At 42.6% G+C, this 21,811-nt stretch carries 19 protein-coding genes; 7 read left to right on the top strand and 12 right to left on the bottom strand.

What is annotated here, in order from left to right; translation table 11 throughout:
* Positions 1–25: 25 nt before the first annotated feature.
* From PSYCG_RS02770 to PSYCG_RS02760, 3 genes are all read right to left on the bottom strand, one after another.
* Complete coding sequence (locus PSYCG_RS02770) at positions 26–1,426, bottom strand: NAD(P)(+) transhydrogenase (Re/Si-specific) subunit beta (RefSeq protein ID WP_020442838.1); 1,401 nt, start codon at positions 1,424–1,426, stop codon at positions 26–28.
* Positions 1,423–1,758, bottom strand: coding sequence for a proton-translocating transhydrogenase family protein (locus tag PSYCG_RS02765; protein WP_201765220.1), 336 nt, complete (start codon positions 1,756–1,758; stop codon positions 1,423–1,425). The genes PSYCG_RS02770 and PSYCG_RS02765 overlap by 4 nt, the downstream gene beginning before the upstream one ends.
* A 115-nt stretch (positions 1,759–1,873) precedes the next feature.
* A complete protein-coding gene (locus tag PSYCG_RS02760; protein WP_020442836.1) occupies positions 1,874–3,031 on the bottom strand; it encodes a Re/Si-specific NAD(P)(+) transhydrogenase subunit alpha in 1,158 nt (385 codons plus the stop codon).
* 474 nt (positions 3,032–3,505) lie between these two features.
* Here PSYCG_RS02760 and yaaA point away from each other — a divergent pair, with 474 nt between their 5' ends.
* A complete protein-coding gene (gene yaaA, locus PSYCG_RS02755) occupies positions 3,506–4,306 on the top strand; it encodes a peroxide stress protein YaaA (protein WP_020442835.1) in 801 nt (266 codons plus the stop codon).
* Positions 4,307–4,510: 204 nt separating this feature from the next.
* Here yaaA and groL read toward each other — a convergent pair whose 3' ends face one another.
* Positions 4,511–6,160 carry a chaperonin GroEL gene (gene groL, locus PSYCG_RS02750; RefSeq protein ID WP_020442834.1) on the bottom strand — a complete coding sequence of 550 codons (1,650 nt, stop codon included), beginning with the start codon at positions 6,158–6,160 and terminating at the stop codon, positions 4,511–4,513.
* A 94-nt stretch (positions 6,161–6,254) separates the two neighbouring features.
* Positions 6,255–6,548 carry a co-chaperone GroES gene (locus PSYCG_RS02745; RefSeq protein ID WP_025652227.1) on the bottom strand — a complete coding sequence of 98 codons (294 nt, stop codon included), beginning with the start codon at positions 6,546–6,548 and terminating at the stop codon, positions 6,255–6,257.
* A gap of 506 nt (positions 6,549–7,054) precedes the next feature.
* Between PSYCG_RS02745 and PSYCG_RS02740 the strand changes: the two genes are divergently transcribed.
* The gene (locus PSYCG_RS02740; RefSeq protein WP_020442833.1) at positions 7,055–7,825 is read left to right on the top strand and encodes a DUF3108 domain-containing protein; all 771 of its coding nucleotides are present in this window, start codon (positions 7,055–7,057) and stop codon (positions 7,823–7,825) included.
* A gap of 111 nt (positions 7,826–7,936) precedes the next feature.
* Here PSYCG_RS02740 and PSYCG_RS02735 read toward each other — a convergent pair whose 3' ends face one another.
* Both PSYCG_RS02735 and wrbA read right to left on the bottom strand, forming a co-directional pair.
* Positions 7,937–8,419, bottom strand: coding sequence for a hypothetical protein (locus tag PSYCG_RS02735; RefSeq protein ID WP_020442832.1), 483 nt, complete (start codon positions 8,417–8,419; stop codon positions 7,937–7,939).
* 52 nt (positions 8,420–8,471) lie between these two features.
* Positions 8,472–9,089, bottom strand: a complete 618-nt coding sequence (wrbA, locus tag PSYCG_RS02730) for an NAD(P)H:quinone oxidoreductase (RefSeq protein ID WP_020442831.1) — start codon at positions 9,087–9,089, stop codon at positions 8,472–8,474.
* Positions 9,090–9,253: 164 nt separating this feature from the next.
* Here wrbA and PSYCG_RS02725 point away from each other — a divergent pair, with 164 nt between their 5' ends.
* The 3 genes from PSYCG_RS02725 (at position 9,254) to PSYCG_RS02715 (ending at position 14,032) form a co-directional block, all read left to right on the top strand.
* Entirely contained in the window at positions 9,254–10,909 is a 1,656-nt protein-coding gene (locus tag PSYCG_RS02725) for a YihY family inner membrane protein (protein ID WP_020442830.1), read from the top strand.
* Positions 10,910–11,100: 191 nt separating this feature from the next.
* Positions 11,101–12,723 carry a DUF2254 domain-containing protein gene (locus PSYCG_RS02720; protein ID WP_144061744.1) on the top strand — a complete coding sequence of 541 codons (1,623 nt, stop codon included), beginning with the start codon at positions 11,101–11,103 and terminating at the stop codon, positions 12,721–12,723.
* Positions 12,724–12,757: 34 nt separating this feature from the next.
* Complete coding sequence (locus PSYCG_RS02715) at positions 12,758–14,032, top strand: cation:proton antiporter (RefSeq protein WP_020442828.1); 1,275 nt, start codon at positions 12,758–12,760, stop codon at positions 14,030–14,032.
* A 92-nt stretch (positions 14,033–14,124) separates the two neighbouring features.
* Here the strand turns inward: PSYCG_RS02715 and PSYCG_RS02710 are convergent, their stop codons facing one another.
* The 3 genes from PSYCG_RS02710 to PSYCG_RS02700 all read right to left on the bottom strand — a co-directional run bounded on the left by PSYCG_RS02710 (position 14,125) and on the right by PSYCG_RS02700 (position 17,026).
* Positions 14,125–14,688, bottom strand: coding sequence for a DUF2127 domain-containing protein (locus PSYCG_RS02710; protein WP_020442827.1), 564 nt, complete (start codon positions 14,686–14,688; stop codon positions 14,125–14,127).
* The gene (locus PSYCG_RS02705; RefSeq protein WP_020442826.1) at positions 14,681–15,862 is read right to left on the bottom strand and encodes a dihydroorotase; all 1,182 of its coding nucleotides are present in this window, start codon (positions 15,860–15,862) and stop codon (positions 14,681–14,683) included. Before PSYCG_RS02705 ends, PSYCG_RS02710 begins: the two co-directional genes overlap by 8 nt.
* A 90-nt stretch (positions 15,863–15,952) precedes the next feature.
* Positions 15,953–17,026, bottom strand: a complete 1,074-nt coding sequence (locus tag PSYCG_RS02700) for an aspartate carbamoyltransferase catalytic subunit (RefSeq protein WP_011512884.1) — start codon at positions 17,024–17,026, stop codon at positions 15,953–15,955.
* Positions 17,027–17,430: 404 nt separating this feature from the next.
* On the opposite strand from PSYCG_RS02700, the gene PSYCG_RS02695 reads away from it, so the two are divergent.
* Positions 17,431–18,414, top strand: a complete 984-nt coding sequence (locus tag PSYCG_RS02695; protein ID WP_020442825.1) for a class 1 fructose-bisphosphatase — start codon at positions 17,431–17,433, stop codon at positions 18,412–18,414.
* Positions 18,415–18,512: 98 nt separating this feature from the next.
* Complete coding sequence (locus PSYCG_RS02690; protein ID WP_020442824.1) at positions 18,513–19,307, top strand: TrmH family RNA methyltransferase; 795 nt, start codon at positions 18,513–18,515, stop codon at positions 19,305–19,307.
* A 103-nt stretch (positions 19,308–19,410) separates the two neighbouring features.
* Here PSYCG_RS02690 and PSYCG_RS02685 read toward each other — a convergent pair whose 3' ends face one another.
* Positions 19,411–20,343, bottom strand: a complete 933-nt coding sequence (locus PSYCG_RS02685; protein ID WP_011512881.1) for an electron transfer flavoprotein subunit alpha/FixB family protein — start codon at positions 20,341–20,343, stop codon at positions 19,411–19,413.
* Positions 20,344–20,474: 131 nt separating this feature from the next.
* Positions 20,475–21,224: an electron transfer flavoprotein subunit beta/FixA family protein gene (locus PSYCG_RS02680; RefSeq protein ID WP_011512880.1), complete on the bottom strand. Its 750-nt coding sequence runs from the start codon at positions 21,222–21,224 to the stop codon at positions 20,475–20,477.
* Positions 21,225–21,811 lie beyond the last annotated feature (587 nt).

The following is a 21,811-nucleotide window of genomic DNA, read 5'->3' as shown; positions in this document are numbered from 1 at the left end:
TGATGTGTAAAACCTATTTTAAAGATTAATGACCAGCGCCATTGATACTACGTACCATCTCTTCAACCATCTTCTTGGCATCACCGAATATCATCATGGTCTTGTCCATATAGAATAAGCTGTTATCTAGACCGGCATAACCTGTACTCATAGAACGCTTGATAACCATAACCGTTTGGGCTTTAGTCACTTCTAGAATTGGCATACCAAAGATTGGCGATGTCGGATCATCTTTCGCAGATGGATTGACAACATCATTGGCACCGATGACTAATACTACATCCGTACTCGCAAAATCTGAGTTAATCTCATCCATCTCTAAAATATCATCATAAGGCACATCGGCTTCTGCCAATAGGACGTTCATATGTCCTGGCATACGACCGGCAACTGGATGAATGGCAAAACGAACATTAACGCCTTCTTCTTTTAACAGCTCATACAATTCTTTTACAGCGTTTTGTGCACGACCTTGCGCCATGCCGTAACCTGGGACAATCACCACACTACTGGCATTTGCCATAAGGAAGCCAGCATCTTCTGCTGATCCTGCTTTGTAATTTTTCGGCGCGCCATCATCGCCGCCCGCTGCGACCGCTGACGTACCCATACCGCCAAACAATACGTTAAGTAATGAGCGGTTCATGGCTTTACACATGATATAAGATAGAATCGCACCTGACGAACCGACTAGCGAACCTGCGATAATCAACATCGAGTTGCCAAGAGTAAAACCAATACCTGCTGCTGCCCACCCTGAAAATGAGTTCAATAACGACACTACCACTGGCATATCGCCACCACCAATTGGCGCAATCCACATCCAACCAAAAATCACTGCAATCACTGCCATCGCATAGAAGGCGGGTAATGAATCAGTGACAAAGTACACACCACCGAACGCAATCATTGCAATAAATAGTAGTGCTTGTACTGGTTTGACCCAACTACCAACCAAGGTTTTAGCCCAGCTCTTAGCTGCCAATTTACCAAAGGCAAAGACAGATGCTGAGAAAGTAATCGCACCGATGAAACAACCAATAAACAATTCAATACGAGCAACCGCGCCATGCTGTTGTTCAGTATGCAGTACCGTTGCTAATGCAATCGCCACCGCTGCCAAACCAACAAACGAGTGCATCAAAGCCACGGTTTCTGGCATTTGGGTCATGGCGACCGTCTTTGCTTTCCACATACCGACGATAGCACCCAATACCATCGCACCGATGATTAACCAAAGCACTGGACCTTCTGCTAGGAAGAACGTTGTTACAACGGCAATCGCCATGGCAACCATACCCAATCGATTACCACGAATCGCCGTTTTTGGGCTAGATAAACCACGCAACGTCAAAACAAAAAGAATGGCACCGACTAGATAAAACCAGTCCGCATTAGCCGCAATCATATTTGATAAGTCACTCATGCGTCACCCCCAGTATCCGTTGTTACTACTGCTTTTTTTACTTTTGGCTTAAACATCGACAGCATACGCTCAGTCACGGCGAAACCACCAAAAATATTGATACTGGCTAAAAATACCGCAAAAGCCCCAAGTAAACTGGTCGGCGTAAATATCGAATTATCAATAGTGACGGTCTGTAGCATTGCACCGACAATAACAATACTTGATAAAGCGTTGGTTACAGCCATTAAAGGCGTATGCAGTGCAGGGGTTACACCCCAAACAACGTAGTATCCGACAAAGATAGCCAGTACAAATACGGTAAAAATCGCTACGAATGGCGTGCTACTCATGGCCGCACCGGCTGGCGCTGCCGCTAAAATAGTGGCAATCATCTTATCCTCCTAAAATTTGTTCGTGTCTGGCAAATGTACGATAATGAAATTATCAAGACCTGAAATTTAGCACTTAGCGTTTAGCAAGACGTACTTGATTGTTATGCGTTACCGCTAATGCGCCTTGAATCTCATCTTCCATGTCTAAGTTGAGTGCCATTGTGTTTGCTGTAGCGTCATCTGTAGCGGCAGGCGCAATTAAAGTGGTGATAAAATTAACGAGGTTATTGGCATACAAGTCTGATGATTGCGCCGCCAACTGTGAGGGAATATTAGCTGCACCGACAATACGCACGCCATTTGACGTCGTAATCGTTTCATCAGGGACACTGCCTTCAACGTTTCCGCCAGTGCCAGCCGCCATATCGATCAGTACCGAACCAGCTTTCATCTTAGCAATGGTTGATTGGTGTACCAAACGCGGCGCTTGACGACCCGGAATCTGTGCAGTCGTAATGACGATGTCAGCATTGCTCAAGGCTTTATCAACAATAGCAGCTTGGTCTTTGATATATTGCTCAGATGGCGTCCACGCATAGCCGCCTGTAGATTTAGCTATCTCAGCCTCCTCCGCACTCATCGGGACATCAAGCCATTTACCACCTAATGACTCCACTTGCTCGCGAGCGGTCGGACGTAAATCACTGGCTTCAACGACAGCGCCTAAACGCTTCGCCGTCGCAATCGCTTGTAAACCCGCAACCCCAACACCTAGAATAACGACTTTGGCAGGCTTAACCGTACCAGCTGAGGTCATAAACATCGGGAAAGGACGCGAATATTCATTGGCAGCGAGCAAAACCGCTTTGTAACCGGCAAGGTTGGCTTGTGAAGACAAGACGTCCATATTCTGTGCGCGTGATAAGGTGCGTGGCAATAGCTCCATGGCAAAGGCGGTAGCCCCTTTAGCAGCATAAGTATCCAGTTGGGTATTGCGATAGGGATCAAGCATGCCGATGACGATTTGACCAGATGTTAAGCTAGCAGTCGTTGACGTCGGCAAATCATTGACGGTAGTGATAATCTGAGACTGTGTCACGACGTCAATGCTACTATTGGCAATATCAGCACCCGCAGCCTGATATAATTCATCCGCATAATAAGACGCTTGACCTGCACCTGACTGGATGACAACCTCAAACCCAAGTTTGCGTAACTTTTTTACCGCGTCTGGGGTTAATGCCACCCGACTCTCACTTGCGCTCTCTGCACTAATAACACCAATTTTCATACCGTCTCCTTACGTCTAATGACTACTTTTAATACCCTAACGCACCTCTAAAAAGCACAGGGGACAAAAAAATCTTTGGTCAGGGTTAGCTTAATACTTAAGACCAAAGATTATCAATTTAATAAATGATAGCTCGTTTGCCATCATGCCGTTTTATTATAGATATATCGTCTGCCAACTTTCATTGTCTAATGATGACCCGCAAGTAAAATAAAAGTTAGCTATTTATAACATTATCATAACTTTTATTGTTATATTAAAAAATTTTATTTATTCTTAAGTAGCTTGAAGCCTTTAGGTTATTGGCTTACACGAGTTATCACAATGCCTATAATAGTTGATATATGTCCATGATGAGGCTTAAAAGTACAAAACAGCCACGCGTAAGTCAAGTTAAACCTGTAGGTATCGTATAATGAGAAAGCTTGAAACATTAATGGAGTGTTTATCACTTCACTATAATAAGGAATAATTATGTATTTTTTACTCTCTCCTGCCAAATCTTTGAACGAAACAGATACTGCCCCAATGGTTATTAGCAGCTACTATAGTCAGCCTGAGTTAATCGAACATTCACAGGCGCTGATGAAGATATTGAAGTCGAAGGAGCCGATTGACTTACAAGAGCTGATGAGTATCTCTGATGATTTGTCGCAGCTAAATGCTAAACGCAATCAAGATTGGGCTTGGAGTGATAACGAACTGTTTACGGATGACAATGCCAAACCAGCTGGTTATTTGTTCGATGGCGATGTTTATACTGGACTTGATATGTATAACATGGATAAAGATACTGCTATTTATGTTAATGAACATTTGGGTATCTTGTCCGGGCTTTATGGCGTACTAAAGCCACTGGATTTTATTCAGCCGTATCGACTTGAAATGGGTACCAAGCTTAAAAATGAGCGTGGCGATAATTTATACGAGTTTTGGGGCGAAGAAGTCACTAAGATTATTAATAAGCGCATGGCTGATAGCGATGACAAAGTATTGATCAACTTAGCTTCTAATGAATACTTTAAAGTGGTAAAGAAAAAAGCCTTGAATGCGGAGATTATCACGCCAAGATTTGAAGATGAAAAGAATGGTCAATATAAAGTGATTAGCTTCTATGCTAAAAAAGCACGTGGACTGATGGTGAAATATGCTGCGGATAATAAACTGATCAATGCGGAACAATTAAAGCAGTTTGATTTGGCGGGATATTATTATGTCGATGAGTTGTCTGATGATAAAACGTGGACATTTAGACGGGATGCAGCGAATCAGTAATATTTAATGCTTTTATGATACACATGAAAAACCCCGATAAGCTCAGCCTATCGGGGTTTTATTTGAACTAGGTTTAACAAGTACGTTATGACAAAGTCATACTTCTAGCGAAAAGCGATTTGTCGAGGAAAACTAGCGAAAATAATACCTATTGTACATTGAGCGCATCTGACAAAGAAAAATCGCTTTGTAGCAGAAGTAAAATTACATCATGCCGCCCATTCCACCCATACCGCCCATTCCACCGCCAGCACCCATGCCAGCCATACCGTCATCACCTTGCGGTAAATCAGTAATCATAACTTCGGTAGTTAGCATTAAGCCTGCAACAGATGCCGCATTTTCTAGTGCTGAACGAGCAACTTTAGCTGGGTCAAGGATACCCATCTCTAGCATATCGCCATATTCGCCAGAAGCTGCGTTGTAACCGTAGTTACCGCTACCGCTCTTCACTTCGTTAACCACCACTGAGGCTTCTTCGCCTGAGTTGGTCACGATTTGACGTAATGGTGCTTCCATCGCGCGACGTAAGATATTGATACCCGCGTTTTGGTCGTCATTATCACCACGTAGCTCAGACAATGCATTCATTGCACGAACTAACGCAACACCGCCACCAGGGACAACGCCTTCTTCAACCGCTGCACGAGTGGCATGTAGCGCATCGTCAACACGGTCTTTCTTCTCTTTCATTTCAGTTTCAGTCGCAGCGCCAACTTTGATAACGGCAACGCCGCCAGCTAGTTTAGCCATACGCTCTTGAAGCTTTTCTTTGTCGTAGTCAGACGTTGATTCTTCAACTTGACGTTTGATAGATTCAACACGGTTTTCGATATCAGCAGAGTTGCCAGCGCCATCAACGATAACGGTGTTTTCCTTACCGACAGTGACTTTCTTAGCAGTACCAAGTTGCTCAAGAGTAGCAGTCTCTAAACTTAGACCAATCTCTTCAGAGATAACCGTACCGCCAGTTAGCGTTGCGATATCTTCTAACATCGCTTTACGACGATCGCCAAAACCTGGTGCTTTAACGGCACAAGTTTTTAAGCCGCCACGCATGTTGTTGACAACCAATGTCGCTAATGCTTCGTTTTCTACGTCTTCCGCAATGATTAGCAATGGCTTGCTTTGCTGCATGACTTGCTCAAGTAATGGCACGATCTCACGGATGTTACTGATTTTTTTGTCAACAAGCAAGATATATGGATTTTCAAATTCAGCAGTCAGGCTGTCTTGCTTGTTCGCAAAGTACGGGCTGATATAACCACGGTCAAACTGCATACCTTCGACGACTTCTAAGGTATCTTCAAAGCTTGAACCTTCTTCAACAGTGATAACACCTTGCTTACCGACTTTTTCCATCGCTTGGGCAATTAATTCACCGATTTTGGTGTCTGAGTTGGCAGAGATAGAACCAACTTGGGCAATCGCTTTTGAATCGTCTGCGGGAGTAGATAGCAAATGAATCTGCTCAACAGCCGCACGTACCGCTTTATCGATACCGCGTTTTAGATCCATTGGGTTCATGCCAGCGGCAACTGATTTCATGCCTTCTTGCAAGATTGACTGAGCCAATACAGTCGCAGTCGTTGTACCATCACCAGCGACATCGTTGGTACGGCTAGCGACTTCACGAACCAATTGCGCGCCCATGTTTTCAAATTTGTTTTCAAGCTCGATTTCTTTGGCAACCGATACACCATCTTTAGTGATGGTAGGCGCGCCAAATGACTTATCGATAACCACGTTACGACCTTTAGGGCCTAGTGTTACTCGTACTGCGTTTGCTAGAACGTTTACGCCGTCCATCATTTGTTTACGGGCATCAATGCCGAATTTTACGTCTTTTGCCATGTTAAATTACTCCACTATTATAAGTATGAGAATGCAATTAAATATTTCAATGATATTGTCAAAATGCGTTGAGTATAATAATACTCAAAAGGGACTAGCCTTCTAACACACCCAATACATCAGATTCCTTCATAATCAATAGTTCTTCGCCGTCAACTTTTACCGTTTGACCAGCATATTGACCGAACAATACTTTGTCGCCAGCTTTTACATCTAACGCGCGAGTTTCACCGTTGTCACGAATCTGACCGTTACCAGTTGCTAGCACTTCACCTTGTGAAGGCTTTTCTTGCGCTGAACCAGGAAGCAAGATACCACCAGCCGTTTTTGTTTCTTCTTCTATGCGGCGGACAACAATACGATCATGTAAAGGACGAATATTCATCAATATGTCTCCAATAATTGGTTGTTTAAGTTAAAAATTTATTTGGTTTGTTAGTCTCAACATCCTATCTTCAAAAGCCATCTTATAAAAACGCTTTTACTAAGATAAGCCTTGAGCTTGTTTCAAAAAGTGGGGGCATAGCGAGGTAGCTTCAAGTGTAAAGACCGAAAATTTACAAGAATTTCTTAATTAGAGGGGTGTTTGTCGATAAGCAATACTAAATCTCTGGGAGTATTATGCAATAAAGGCATTAAGTGAGTAATAATCCAGTAGAAAATACCAGTATTCTATACGCCTATTCTTACTAAATTTACAGCAAGTTACTCATAGGCCAAGCATTACTTAAGATAGTAACATCAACTACAAGAGCCAAACGTCAGCGTAAGTTCTCCCTCTTGAAAATGTAACAGAGTATGACCATTATAAGCATTGAAAATATAATATTAGTTAACAGTAAGATCGAATCGACTTAAGTAAGTTATTTGATATCAATCTATTAAGGACTGTCCATGAGTTTTTTATCTACCACTAAAGAACCATCCATAACCGATTACAATGACAAAAACAACGGTAAGGTTAAATTCTTAACTGCGTTGACCACTGGAGTGAGCATAGCGGCTATCAGCGCTTTAAGTATGGCTGCACCAACGATTGCCAGTGCAAAAGACATTCAACCTTCGAGCGCTGATTATACGTTTACGATTGAAGACAAGTATAAAGGTACCGCCACTCGTGCTTTAGATAAGTCAGGCAACACGTGGAAATATAATGTCGATGCACGGGTTGCCGGTATCGCAAGTGCTGCGCAACATAGTACCTTTACTATCAACGGTAATGCGGTTGTTCCAACACAAGCCAGTACCACTTATAAACTACTGGGTATCGGTCGTACGCATAAACTCGATTTTAATCCCCGTGGTAAAAAAGTCGTGAGTAATTATAGAGGCAAATCGACCACGTTAAATATGGCGCAGCAAGCATTTGATGATTTGAGCCTTGAAGTGCAAATTCGCCAAGACTTGTTAAATGGTAAATTCTCTGGGAATTACTACATGGCAAAACACGATAAAATTGAAAAAACGCCGTTTAAAAAATCTGGTAATACCAAGATAACGGTCCCTGCTGGTACCTTTGATACGGTGCGTGTCGACCGTATCCATGATGACAATAGCCGTTCGACCAGTTTTTGGTTGGCACCAAGCTTAGATTACTTACCGGTAAAAGTAAGCCAGATTAATGATGGTAAGAAGATGGATTTAGAATTGTCTAAAGTGAACTAAGAGCCTCAACTCTACGGTTTAAAACATTAAAAAAGCGGCATGCTAAATAGCGTGCCGCTTTTTTTTATCACAAACTTTAGGGACTTATTGCGTAATTTGCGATGCAATAACTTATGAACGTGGCTGTTTAACCACATTATTCATCGAAGGTAGGCGCTTTAATAAGATAAACAGCCAGATATTAATCGCAAATAGTAGGACGAAATCAATGAAATAAACAGCGATTTCTGCCCAACTACTGCCATAAGCACGTGTGAACAATACAACCCCACTTGCCCCTAAATATACCAAAGTAAACATACTGTCTATTAATAGCGCATAAGGCGAGCGCCCGCGTAGTATCGATGGTGTTAAGACAAATGCTGGTACTAACCATAGCGCTTGCCATGCAATACCGCCGATAATATCAGGGTGACTAGGATTAAAGATATTGATCAAAAGAGGCAAAGCGAGCAATCGAAAGGTTAACCAAACCAGCCATGTCACCATCAGGCGCTGACGAACAGGCATAATCGGTTTCAACAGCTGGGTTGATTGACTGCTTGTTTCGGATATTTGCTGTTGACTGTCATCATGAGAAAGGTTAGTAGCCATTAGAGGTATATATTTCCTAATTGTTCATGCCAAACAGTAATAGATGAGCGCATTAACGGCTCCAGTTAGCTTGCGCTAATGCAGATGCCGTAATCGCCAAGCGACGCCCTTGAGCGATGCCAAGCTCGCGTTCATCAGCAGATACAGGCTGATCATGAGATGCGCCGCTCACATGACTGGCACCATAAGGTGAACCGCCACGCGTGGTACGGTTTAAAGCAGGTTCAGCATAAGGCACGCCCACAATCATCATGCCATGATGCAACAGTGGTAACATCATCGTCAGTAGTGTCGTCTCTTGACCGCCATGCATAGAGCCTGTCGCCGTAAATACTGACGCCGGCTTGTTCTGTAGATTGCCTGCCAGCCAAATAGTGACGGTATTGTCCCAAAAATACTTCATGGGCGCGGCCATATTACCAAAATGGGTTGGGCTACCAAGTGCCAGACCGCTGCAATTTTTTAGATCTTCCATCGTGCAATACAAATCACCGTCGTCCGGTATCGCAGGCTTGCTTACCGTGGTTTCAGGCGCGACTGTCGGTACCGTACGGATGCGCACGGTCATGCCCGCCTCTTCGATACCCTGAGCGATAGCATAGGCTAATGTCTTAGTCGTACCATAATTTGAATAATAGAGTACCAAAACATAAGGGGCGGTCTGACTCATTAGCAAAACTTCCTTATAAAATCGTTAACAGTAATATAGATATTGCCCATTATGCCCGAGTCATTCACTGACATGCAAACAAACCCTGCTACTTGGTAGCATACTTAACCTAGCAGCCAAGCAAATCATCTGCAGTACTTTACTTAACGACTCAATACAATCTAATGCATATTGACACAATTAACGCGCAGATTCAGACAGACCATGTTTGCTACACTATCCGCACTCTATTATCCTTGCTAGATGGTCGTTATGGAAAATCTATTAAAAAAATACCTTTTTTACACCAACGTTGGTTTCAGTTCTTACGTTTTTTGACGCGGCACTTTTTTGAGGATAATTGTCAGCAAAAAGCTGCATCATTAACCTATACGACTTTGTTGTCAATTGTGCCTATATTAACCGTACTGCTGATGATTTTGTCTTCAGTGCCAGCACTTGCTTCAGTTAGGGCGCAGATTTATGAAGTCATTTATAGCAACTTGCTGCCACAATCGAGCTTGCAAGTCAGTAAATATATCAATAACTTCGCTGAAAAATCCTCAAACCTCACCATCATTGGGGCGATGTTCTTACTTTTTACTACCATCATGACTTTGACCACCATTGAGCGCGCTTTTAACCAAATATGGCGCGTAGAAGATCGTTCTGGCGGTATGAGAAGTATGCTGCGCTATTGGACCATCGTCACCTTAGGACCCTTGGTGCTGGGTACGGCATTCATCGCCTCAAGTGCTGTACAAAGCCTGAGTTTGTTAAATAGACAAATTGGTGGCTATGGTATTGATTGGTCGTTTTGGGTACAGATAGTATCGATTGCAGTTACGATCGCTGGTTTTATCAGTATGTATTGGTTTATTCCAAAAGCGCGAGTACCAGCAAAAAATGCTGCGATTGCAGGTGTCTTTGTAGCGATTGTCTTTGAGCTGATGAAACATCTATTTGGTACAGTGATGGCAAACTTTACCAGTTATGAAGCGATCTATGGCGCATTTGCTGCGCTGCCAATTTTCTTATTATGGATATATCTGTCATGGAATCTGATTTTATTAGGGGTTGAGATCAGCTATACCTTAACGATATTTGAGACAAAAGAGGTTTATCCGCGCCATCCATTTTTAAGCTTGCTTGATATGTTAAATCTCGTTTATACCCATCACTTAAAAGGCGAAGCGGTGAGCGAACAAGCGCTACGCAATGTCCTCGGACGTAAAGAGCTGCCAAAATGGTATACCTATATCAATTATCTGCAAGACAGCAACTTGATTACCATGACAGAAGATGAGCACTATGTACTCAAAAGAGATTTGAGCAAAATGACCTTGTGGGATTTTTATCGTACCCTGCCGTATCCATTGCCTATCAAAGATGAACTTGATGAGATGAGCCTAGAAGACCAAAAACCTTGGCTTAGCTTATTGGTTAATCGCTTTGAAAATACCGAAGCCTATGCCAAAGCACAATTGAATGTGCCGCTCGGTGCTATTTTTGCCCATAGTGAACCACGTAAGAAAACCTCTGATGACAAATCCACTAACCATAAAAACGAAAAGCTTCAAAAAGAGAAAAATGAGTTTTTTAGGAAATCTAGCACGGCTACCTCCAGTCATTTATTACAAGAGCCTCTAGACAGTAAGGATGACATGCCGAAGTTTGAACCAGTCGCTTATGATAAGGATAGCGACATAGAGCGTGACGAGCACAATCGTGAAATCCTTATTCCACAAGACAGCATTGACGATAAAAATCAAATAAACGCTAATTTTTCTAATGCTAAACGCGATATTATTACTGAAGCCGATAACCCAAGATCGATTTGAGTGTCTAAATAACAAGACCTCTCTATAAAAAACAAGTTCCAAATGGAGCTTATTTTTTTATCCTGTTTTTAATGGATTATTTGCAGTGAATCAGGTAATTTGTTTTTAAGAGCTTTTGTTGTCAGCAGTCATGTTCTATATAACTGCTGGCAACAAAAGAAATACTACGATCATTTTTGGAGCTGCTCACGTTGACTAAACATGCTGAAGACAACTTATTTAACCGTCTATCAACGTCAAGTCTCAAAAGACTGCGGCAGTTTTTTCAGTTATGGTCGCTAAAAACGCTTACCAATTTACCCGATCGCCTAACGAATTTGTGGCAACAGCTGATTGGCTCTTACTGGTTTATACCGACTGCCTGTGTGCTAGTAGGCATCTTGCTCGCTCCTATCCTTGTGACGATCGATGAGCATTTTGATCGCGACATGGTCAGAGAGATTACCTTTGCCTTTACTGGTGATGATGACGCCGCGCGCGCTATTATGACTACCATTGCTGGTGCAGTACTTGGCGTGGCAGGCACGACTTTCTCGATTACCATTGCTGTATTATCAATGGCATCTTCACAATTTGGTCCTAGATTACTCCGTAACTTTTTGACCGATACGCCCAATCAGTTCGTTTTGGGCGCGTTTATCGGTACGTTTAGCTATAGCTTGCTGGTGTTAAAAGCCATTCATAAATACGATGTTGGTTTTGGTGTGCCGCAATTGTCGGTGACTTTTGCCATTATTATGGCGATTATTTGTGCCCTTCTACTGGTCTATTTTGTACAGCATATGGTACATGCCATTCAGGCATCGCATGTGATTGAAGGTGCCAGCAATGAGGCGATTAAAAACATTCATTATTGGTACAGCGACCGCTGCGATATCGAGCACCAACGTAATATTGAGCATCATGATATCGAACAATTTCATCACTGGTCTGCGACGCCTATTTATCCACCGTATTCTGGCTATTTGCAGCAGATTTATTTTGAATCGCTCATTACCCTATCGCAAGATTATGGCGGTGTGGTAGAAATAAATAGCAGTCTCGGTCACTTTGTCACCGACAAAAATGTGATTGGCTATTTTTATCAGCGTCCGGCAGACCATCCAACTAACCTACAAAAAACCAAAACGCCGCATTTGGCGCTTGTGCCACGTTCGCCTGATGGGCTGTTTTGGCAACGTTTTGCTGGTTGTATACGCCTTGAACAGCGCTTGACGCAATCTAATGATATTGCCTATAGCTTAGGGCAAATGACTGAAATTGCCGTACGCGCATTGTCACCAGGTATCAATGACCCAAAAACAGCGGTTAACTGTGTTCAATCGCTGACCAGCTGTCTGAGCATTATGATGCGCTGTCAACCGCCGACGCCGTATCATTTTTATAAACCGTTAGATGAGACAGATACACCAGATACTATCAGCCATCAGCCGTCAGCCATCCTTGCCGTTGTTACACGTATCCCTAAAATATCAGATTTTATTGATAGCTCACTTGGTGAGATACGGCGTTATGCAGCAGCAGATTTGATGGTATTAAAGGCGCTATGTCAGGCAATGATTGACTTGAATTATGCTAGGGTTAATGAGGCGCAGCAGCAAACGCTCATACATGAGATAAAATTGATTGAGCGTGCCGGCGCGGATAATTTGAATTACCATCAACTCGCTGATGATTTGACCGCAATGTGCCAACAAGCAGAGAAATTTATTATGAGTGAAAACGCCCAGCATCACTATTTCCATTATGTCAGTGATTTTGATGCCCATATTCGTCAGGCACTACAAGCCCAATCGAAACAAGTCAGAGCATAGTTGACACCTTTTATTACCCACTTGAGACTTTTTTATGGACCCTACGAGCAGCCTGACCATACTCGAAATTAGCGCGATATTTTTATCTATCACTGCCCTATTAACTTACGTTAACCATCGATTTATTGGCCTACCCACAACTATCGGTGTAATGGTTATCTCGATATTATTGTCGATCGGGGCGATATTTTTAGGGTTTTTAGGGTTTGATCAGCTTATTGATTATGAAGTCAGTCTATTAGGCCAGCTTGATTTCACTGAAGTCTTACTTGATGGCATGCTTTCTATGCTTTTATTTGCTGCCGCTTTGCACGTCAATATTGGTGATCTAAAACGTTATAAGCTGCCTATTGGCATTCTAGCTTTCATAGGTACCTTAGTATCAGCGCTGCTGATTGCAAGTGCTCTATATCTAATGTTGCCGCTGTTTGGTTTCGAGCTGTCTTTTTTATGGTGCTTACTGTTTGGCGCTTTGATATCTCCAACCGACCCTATTGCAGTGATGGGTATTTTAGCCTCTGCTGGCGCCCCAAAAAGCATAGAGACGGTCATCGCGGGCGAATCGCTATTTAACGATGGTATCGGCGTCGTCATCTTTGTACTGCTGCTCGGTATTTTATCGAGCGGTGATATCCCAACCGCCAATTATGTGGTGCATACCTTGGCAGTCGAGGCTGGTGGCGGTATTATTTTTGGCTTAGTACTTGGCGCGATTTTATATTACATGCTCAAAAGCATCGATAGCTATCAAGAAGAGGTTCTATTGACCCTTGCTGGTGTCATAGGCGGCTATGCGCTGGCCAGTCATTGGCATTTATCGGGACCACTAGCAATGGTAATGATGGGGCTGATGCTTGGTAATCGCGGACGAGCACTAGCGATGAGTGATAAAACGCGCCATTATGTTGATTTGTTTTGGGAATTGATCGATGAGATTTTGAACGCAATTTTATTTGTATTAATCGGTCTTGAAGTGGTGATGATTGCTTATTCGGCCAATTTATTTATCGCTGGCGCTTTAACGATTGTGATTGCCTTACTTGCTCGATTTATTGTGGTCGGCATGACCACCAAAACCTTTCATCGACAACTTGACTTGCCAGCAGGGGCTTGGAAGGTGCTAACATGGGGTGGACTACGAGGTGGTATTTCAGTTGCTTTAGTATTGCAACTCCCAACAGGATCTGAACGCGATATACTATTGGCCCTAACTTATGCAGTGGTTATATTTTCTATACTAGTACAAGGGTTAAGTGTAGGCAAGGTCGCTAAAAGCATTCGTACTGATGAAAAAAAAGCCGATATATAAATCTTAGATTACGTTATTTATAAGAAAGCCTGTTTAAGATAAATATCTTAAACAGGCTTTCTAAATTGTCATTTGAACCTAAGGAAACCTGATTAGATTAAACCCTTTCGTTTCATATTACGATAAACCACAATCACAATAATAATATTCGATACCAATATGGCAAGTTTGAACCAATCAAACGGGCTCACAATCAGATAGTAGAGTTCAATAGGAATAAATATTCCATAACCTAGTACCCCAAACCAGTAAGCCCATGTTTTATCTTGCCATAAGCCATACGCCTCAACAAAACGCAAACTGGCATAAGCAAAAATCAATAATAAGAATACTGACCAGTTTTTGCTTGCCATCTGTGCAATACGTACCGCACTGTCAACTTGCGGCGCTAATAACTGACCAAATACTTGTTGCCAAGAAGCCGTCGCCGTAATGAGCCAATGCTCAAGGTCGGTATGCCACGACCATAAAGCCAATGCACCTAGTAGTGCGCCAATACCCTTTACGACTTCATAGATTGCTACTGCTTTGATAGATTCGCTTGACGTCGTGCGAGGCTCATTGTGTCGTGGGTCTGAAGACCGATGGTTATCTTTTGATGAATTGCCCTCTGACGAAGACTCTAGACTATCATCCTGCCTAGGCAAATTAGCCAAAGAAAGTCTCCACAACGCGCCCTTGCAGTGTTTGGTTAAAGAATGGCGTATTTTTGCCGTTTGATAACATGGATTCGCTAGTCACCTGCCATTCAAGATTGGGATCAACCAGTACTGCGCCACCGATAGTCTCATATTGCTCGCTGATACCCGCAATTTTTGCAGGATTTAAACAGATTTTATCGACTAGCTGCTCAAGTGTTAACACCTCATCTTTTACCAGCTGGCACGCCAGCGCCATAAAGGTATCAAAATTTGAGATACCGGGCGTACTTTCCGCAAATGGGGCTTTTTTCGCGGTACTGTTTAACGGCTCATGATGACTACAAATTGCATCAATTGTGCCATCTTTTAGACCACGGCGAATCGCTTGCTGATCGGTATTACTACGCAAAGGGGGTAATACATATGCTTGAGCATTAAAGCCTTCCAGATTATCATCGGTTAAATACAACTGATGCATTGCCACGTCACAAGTAACTGGCAAACCTTTATCTTTCGCCCAGCGCATCAGCTCAATTGACGACTTACAAGATAATTGGCTAAAGTGAGCAGCTATACCCGTTTCTTCCACCATAAGTAACTGCGTTGATAAAGCGACGGTTTCTGCAATCCAAGGAATACCCTGCAGACCATGATAAGAAGCGATATAGCCTTCATGGGCAACGCCATCACCAGATAGACTAGGCTCATCAGGATAAAAGAATACCTTCATGCCAAACGTCGCCGCATACTCAAGTGTACGTAAGAGCACTAAGTCGTTTTGGAAGGGTCTGCGAGCATTAGAGACAGCAATACAGCCACCTTTTTTAAGCCCTGCGATATTGGAAGGGCGCTCACCCTCCAAGCCAGCGGTCAACGCACCCAAAATATGTAAATAAATCCCACCATCATCAAGCGCGCGCTCACGTAAGCCTTTTAAGAGCGAGCCATTTTCTAAAATAGGATTGGTATCAGGGGGACTCACCACATGCAAAAAACCATTACCACGTGCTGCACGCCCTTCTGACTCTAACGTGCCATGCTGCTGTTGACCCGGCTCACGTAAGCGGGCACACAAATCAACCAACGGTGGTAATATCCATGTCTCGCGCTTGCTCGTCAGCTTTGCTAACTGAGCAGTGGCGATTTGTGACAGTGATTCTTTAAATACTTTTGGAAGTAAGTCGTGCATATGAACATCTGAATTCGTAATGTGAACCATGAGCGTTATTACCGTATCAATGAAATGGGATAAATAAGAATAAAACAGGCGAGCTAAATATTAATGACCAGCCGCTTGATGCGCGCGCTGACCTTCCATCGCCAGTGACAGTACCGCCATACGAATAGCAATGCCGTTATTAACCTGTTTTAAAATTACAGATTGCGCACCATCGGCAACGCTTGAGGCAATCTCAACACCGCGGTTCATCGGTCCTGGGTGCATAACTAGAGCATCAGGCTTAGCCAGTGCCACGCGCTCAGGAGTAATACCATAGTGCTTATAGTATTCACTCGATGATGCCAATAGTGGAGAGCCAATACGCTCATTTTGAATTCTCAAGCCCATAATGACATCACAGTCCGTCACGCATTCATTCATATTCTCATATACTTGCACACCAAAACGCTCAATCCCTTTTGGTAATAACGTACGAGGTGCGCAGACGCGAATGTCTTTTACACCCAATGTTTGTAGCGCACTGATGTCAGAGCGTGCTACTCGCGAGTGTTTGATATCGCCAACGATTGCAACCGACAGCTCTTCAAAAGGACGCGGCGCCTCACGGTGAATAGTCAGCATATCAAGCATGCCTTGCGTTGGATGCGCATGCCAGCCATCACCACCATTGATAATGGCAATATCTGGCGTCACTTCAGTCGCCATAAAATGTGCTGCACCTGATGCTGAATGACGTACCACAAAGATATCTGCCGTCATCGCTTGCAGATTCCATAACGTATCGCGTAAGCTCTCTCCCTTCTTGGTGCTAGAGCGTTCGATATCGATATTTAATACATTAGCACCTAAACGTTTTTCTGCTACTTCAAACGTGGTACGCGTGCGCGTCGATGGCTCAAAAAATAGATTCATCACCGTATAGCCTTCAAGCTCAGGACGGTTAATCAGCTGTCCCTTATCATCAAAAAATGACTCAGCTTTAGCGATAATCGCCTGCAGCTGGGCTTTATTAAGACCTTCGATACCTAAAAAATGACGAATACTACCATCAGTATTGAGCTGCGGACGACTCAATGACGCATCAAGTTTTTCATGAATCGTATCAGGATCAAATCTTGCGTAGTCTGTCGGCGAGACGGTAGGTAGTGATTGGCTATCGATAGAATTTGACATAAGGACACGTCTTCATTAAGGGTTTGTATGATTTTATAAGAAGTTATCATTCGTTTTTTTAACGGTTTTGACTCGATAATACGGCAGACATGCATACAGACAAGGACATTTTGCTGCTTATTTGCTACAATTTACCGCAATGATATAAGCAATATTAAAATAGATGCAGCTCTCATCTTATAGAATAGCAGCACATAATTTGGCAACCGTATCAAAAGACAGCCTCTTAAACCATAATTGAATAATAATAGTGTTAGTGTAGCTGATTTTCAGGTCAGGACAAAGACGCCTTAGTCAGTATTTAACAATATCTCTCATATCAATATAACGTAATCAATTCTTAAACACGCATTCCATACTTAACTTATACCACTCTTTATCAGAATTATTCATTAGGAAACACTATGACAACCTTAGCACAGTATTTGAACACTAACGCCACCACTCCTGCCCTCAATGACGTTATCACTACCGTCACTGACGTCGGCAAAACCATCTCACAGCTCTTAAGAAAAGGCGCTTTGGCAGACATCCTTGGTGAAGCGGGTAATCAAAATGTGCAAGGTGAAGACCAGAAGAAGTTAGATGTATTGGCCAACGATTTATTATTAGATGCATTGGCACAAAACAGCCATTGTGCTGGTGTTGCTTCAGAAGAACTTGATGATGCTACTCCTGCCAATGTTGATGGCAGTTTGTTGGTATTGTTTGACCCACTCGATGGCTCGTCTAATATCGACATCAATATGGCTGTCGGCACCATATTCTCGATTTTACCGTACCAGCGTCAAGGTCAAGTTAGTAAAAATAGCGACTTTTTACAAGCGGGTAATCAGCAGTTAGCAGCCGGTTACTTACTATATGGCACCTCTACCGTTCTTGCGCTGACCATCACAGATAATGTAGTCATGTTTAGCCTAGATCCAGATACCAATGACTATGTATTAATAGAAGAAAATGTCACAATCGATGCCGATACTAGCGAATATGCTATCAATGCCTCAAACTACCGTTATTGGCGCGCGCCAATGCAGCAATATATCGATGAGCTTATCGCTGGCGAGACAGGCGTACGTGGTCGCGATTTTAATACGCGCTGGGTTGCCGCTATGGTTGGTGATGTTCATCGCATTCTATGCCGCGGTGGTTTATTCACATATCCGTTTGATACCAAATACGCCAATAAAGCAGGCAAATTACGTCTCATGTATGAAGCCAATCCCATGAGTTTATTAATTGAACGTGCTAGCGGCGGGGCAACGGATGCAGTCAATCGCATTTTAGATATAGAGCCGCTTGACATTCATCAACGCGTGCCTGTAGTACTTGGCAGTAAAAATGAAGTCGACTATATTAAAGAGTTGCATTTAAACTACAGTGATAAGTAAGCTAATCAAGCACATTGTGACAGCACCTATAAAGCCATATCAATCATCATTTTATAGGCGCTGTCTATATTTTATACTTTTTCTCTAAGCGATCTATTATGGTAGCAAATCCCACCGAGCTTATCACCTCAGATAAGAATACAACGGTCAAGCTAGTAAAGGCGTTATTGACGCAAGCTCGCCAACGTAACAAACATGGTCAAACTGTCGTAGAAGGTATCCATCTTATTGATGCTGCCCTTCGTAGTGATTATCCATTTGTGCAAATATTGCTAGCAGAGTCTGCACACCACCATCCTGAGGTGCAGCAAGTTCTCACTCGCTTGCCCACTTATACGCCTATCTTAACCTTGTCGGATGCGCTTTATGAAAGTATTCGTAGCTTAGGTACTGGGATTGATATTATGGCAGTGATTAAGGTGCCAACCCCTAGCCTATCTATGATTCATGATGACTGCTTGATTCTCAATGACGTTCAGGATAGTGGGAATGTCGGCACATTACTGCGTACCGCAGCAGCTGTTGGAATCAAAGACATACTTTGCACCAGCGCTACTGCGCAAGCTTGGTCACCAAAAACATTACGGGCAGGAATGGGTGCCCAGTTTGCCCTAAATATATATGAGGGATTAAGTGTACAAGAGGTTTTAGACCATGTGCAAACCCCTCTATTTGCCACCAGCTCGCACACTGATACCGTCATCTATCAGCATGATTTAAAAAAACCAATCGCTTGGATTATGGGACATGAAGGTCAAGGGGTTTGTGACGAGCTGATGCAGTGCGCAACCCCTATCGCTCTACCACAGCCCAATGGGCAAGAAAGCCTCAATGTTGCGATTGCAGGCTCACTATGTTTGTATGAAACATTACGTCAAAGAAGTTATAGCTAATATCATTTAACTGAATCAGCAAGACGATTTTTAAATTGAATATAAAAAAACCCGCAATCAATGATAGCGGGTTTTTTTGTATTCAACTTTCACTAACAAGTACTTAGATTTTACTGGTCAGTTCAGGTAAGGCTGCAAATAAATCAGCTTCTAAGAAGTAATCGGCAACGCTAGCAATAGGTGATTCTGGGTCATTGTTGATAGCAACGATGACTTTAGAATCTTTCATACCCGCTAAATGCTGAATAGCGCCTGAAATACCAGCTGCGATATATAAGTCTGGTGCAACGATTTTACCCGTTTGACCAACCTGCATATCGTTTGGTACATAGCCTGCGTCGACAGCGGCACGTGATGCACCAACAGCAGCGCCAAGTTTATCAGCCAATGGCTCGATATATTTAGTGAAGTTTTCACCATTTGCTAGGGCACGACCACCAGAAACCACGATGCTGGCTGACGTCAATTCAGGACGATCAGACTTAGCCATCTCTTCGTTAACAAAGCTTGATTTGCCAAGCTCTTGTACATTGTCAAGAGTTTCAACAGCGGCTGAACCACCTTCACTTGCTACTGGATCAAAAGCAGTGGTACGTACGGTTAATACCACTTTATCTTCTGTCGTCTTAACCGTTGCAGTCGCGTTACCAGCATAGATAGGACGCTCAAACGTTTGTGCATCTACCACAGCAGAGATTTCTGATAACATACTCACATCAAGTAATGCGGCAACGCGTGGTAAGAAATTTTTACCAGTGGTTGTAGCAGGTGCAAGAATATGACTGTACTCACCAGCAATATCAGCGACCAATAGCGCTAAGTTACCTGCTAATTGATGCTCATAAGCTGCGTTGTCGGCTAGTAATACTTTGCTAACGCCTGCTGCTTTTGCTGCTTCGTCAGCTGCTGCTTGCGCACCACTACCAGCGATCAATACATGAATATCACCGCCAATTTGCTGAGCAGCAGCGATCGTATTCAAAGTTGCCTTTTTTAGACTGGCATTGTCGTGTTCTGCATATACCAAAATTGCCATTGTTTTTGTCCTTTATTTATTCGTATCATCTATTCATGAGGTTGTTGGTACACAAAGCCCTATTATGTCCAAGTTCAATAAAACTTATTTAGGACGTCATGGCTTTGCAGTAGATAGGCACTAGCAAAGTATTAAATGACTTTTGCTTCGTTTCTTAGCTTATCGACCAACTCATCAACTGAACCCACTTTGATACCAGCTTTACGCTCAGCAGGTGGTACAACTTTAATGATTTCTTGCTTAGATGCCATATCAACACCAAAATCAGCAGGTGTTTTTTCATCAAGCTGCTTTTTCTTTGCTTTCATGATGTTAGGCAATTTTGCATAACGTGGCTCATTCAAACGTAAATCAGTCGTAATAACCGCTGGCAAATCAAGCGCAACCGTTTGCAAACCACCATCGATTTCGCGCGTTACATTAACTTTATCGCCTTCAACCTTTACTTCTGATGCAAATGTACCCTGACCAATACCCATCAATGCCGCTAGCATTTGACCCGTTTGGTTATTATCATCATCAATCGCTTGTTTACCTAGTAGAATAATATCGGTAGCTTCAGATTCAGCGATATTTTTCAGGATTTTAGCGATTTGTAGAGGATAAGGTTTTGCATCAGTTACTACCAAGATGCCACGATCAGCACCCAGTGCTAAAGCAGCACGAATCTGCTCTTGTGACTCTTTTGGACCAATTGAGGCAACGATGATTTCATCAATCACACCCGCTTCTTTAAGACGAACCGCTTCTTCTACTGCAATTTCATCAAAAGGGTTGATTGACATTTTAGTGTTAGATAAATCTACGCCAGAATTATCAGCTTTTACACGAACTTTTACGTTGTAATCAATGACACGCTTGACCGCTACTAATGCTTTCATACGTTCCTCGTTTATTAATGTTATGAATTAAAATTGCCAGTTAAGAACCAAAGGTTCATTTCTTTAAAATCGTCGTTCGAAATAGTACTCAAGGTTGATTGCTGCGTCAGCATCTATAATGTAATAAAAAATATCAGACCATAAACAATATACTGGCATCACACTCTCTATCTATAAAATCTGCCAAAGCTAAGCCAACCGTTATTATCAGACCTATGTATCTTGCGTGAGCTCAGCCCTAAGGTCAAGACAACGCCGTGAATAATGCGTCATAAATTTGTCACCATTCTACAATAAACAGTTTATAAGCGCCTAGTCACGCCATTTTCTTATCATTATTCTTATTCTTTTCTGACTTTTGCAAGCTATCTAAGTCGTTTATAACCGTTAATATAAACCAATACTATCTCGTTATTATAAGAATTGAATCAAAAAAAGATCATAAAAAAAGCAACCTGATCAGAGGTTGCTCTTTTTTAAAGTCTAAACAGTATTTTTATTGTTTTAACAAACAAAGGCATCAATGCATATTGATAATCTTACTGTCATTAAGCGCGCTAAAGAACAGCTTACTCAATGTCAAATGA

The sequence above is a fragment of the Psychrobacter sp. G genome, from assembly GCF_000418305.1.
GTDB lineage: Bacteria > Pseudomonadota > Gammaproteobacteria > Pseudomonadales > Moraxellaceae > Psychrobacter > Psychrobacter cryohalolentis.
Note: the sequence above shows the minus strand (reverse complement) of the source record. Positions and strands in the feature narration are given on the sequence as shown.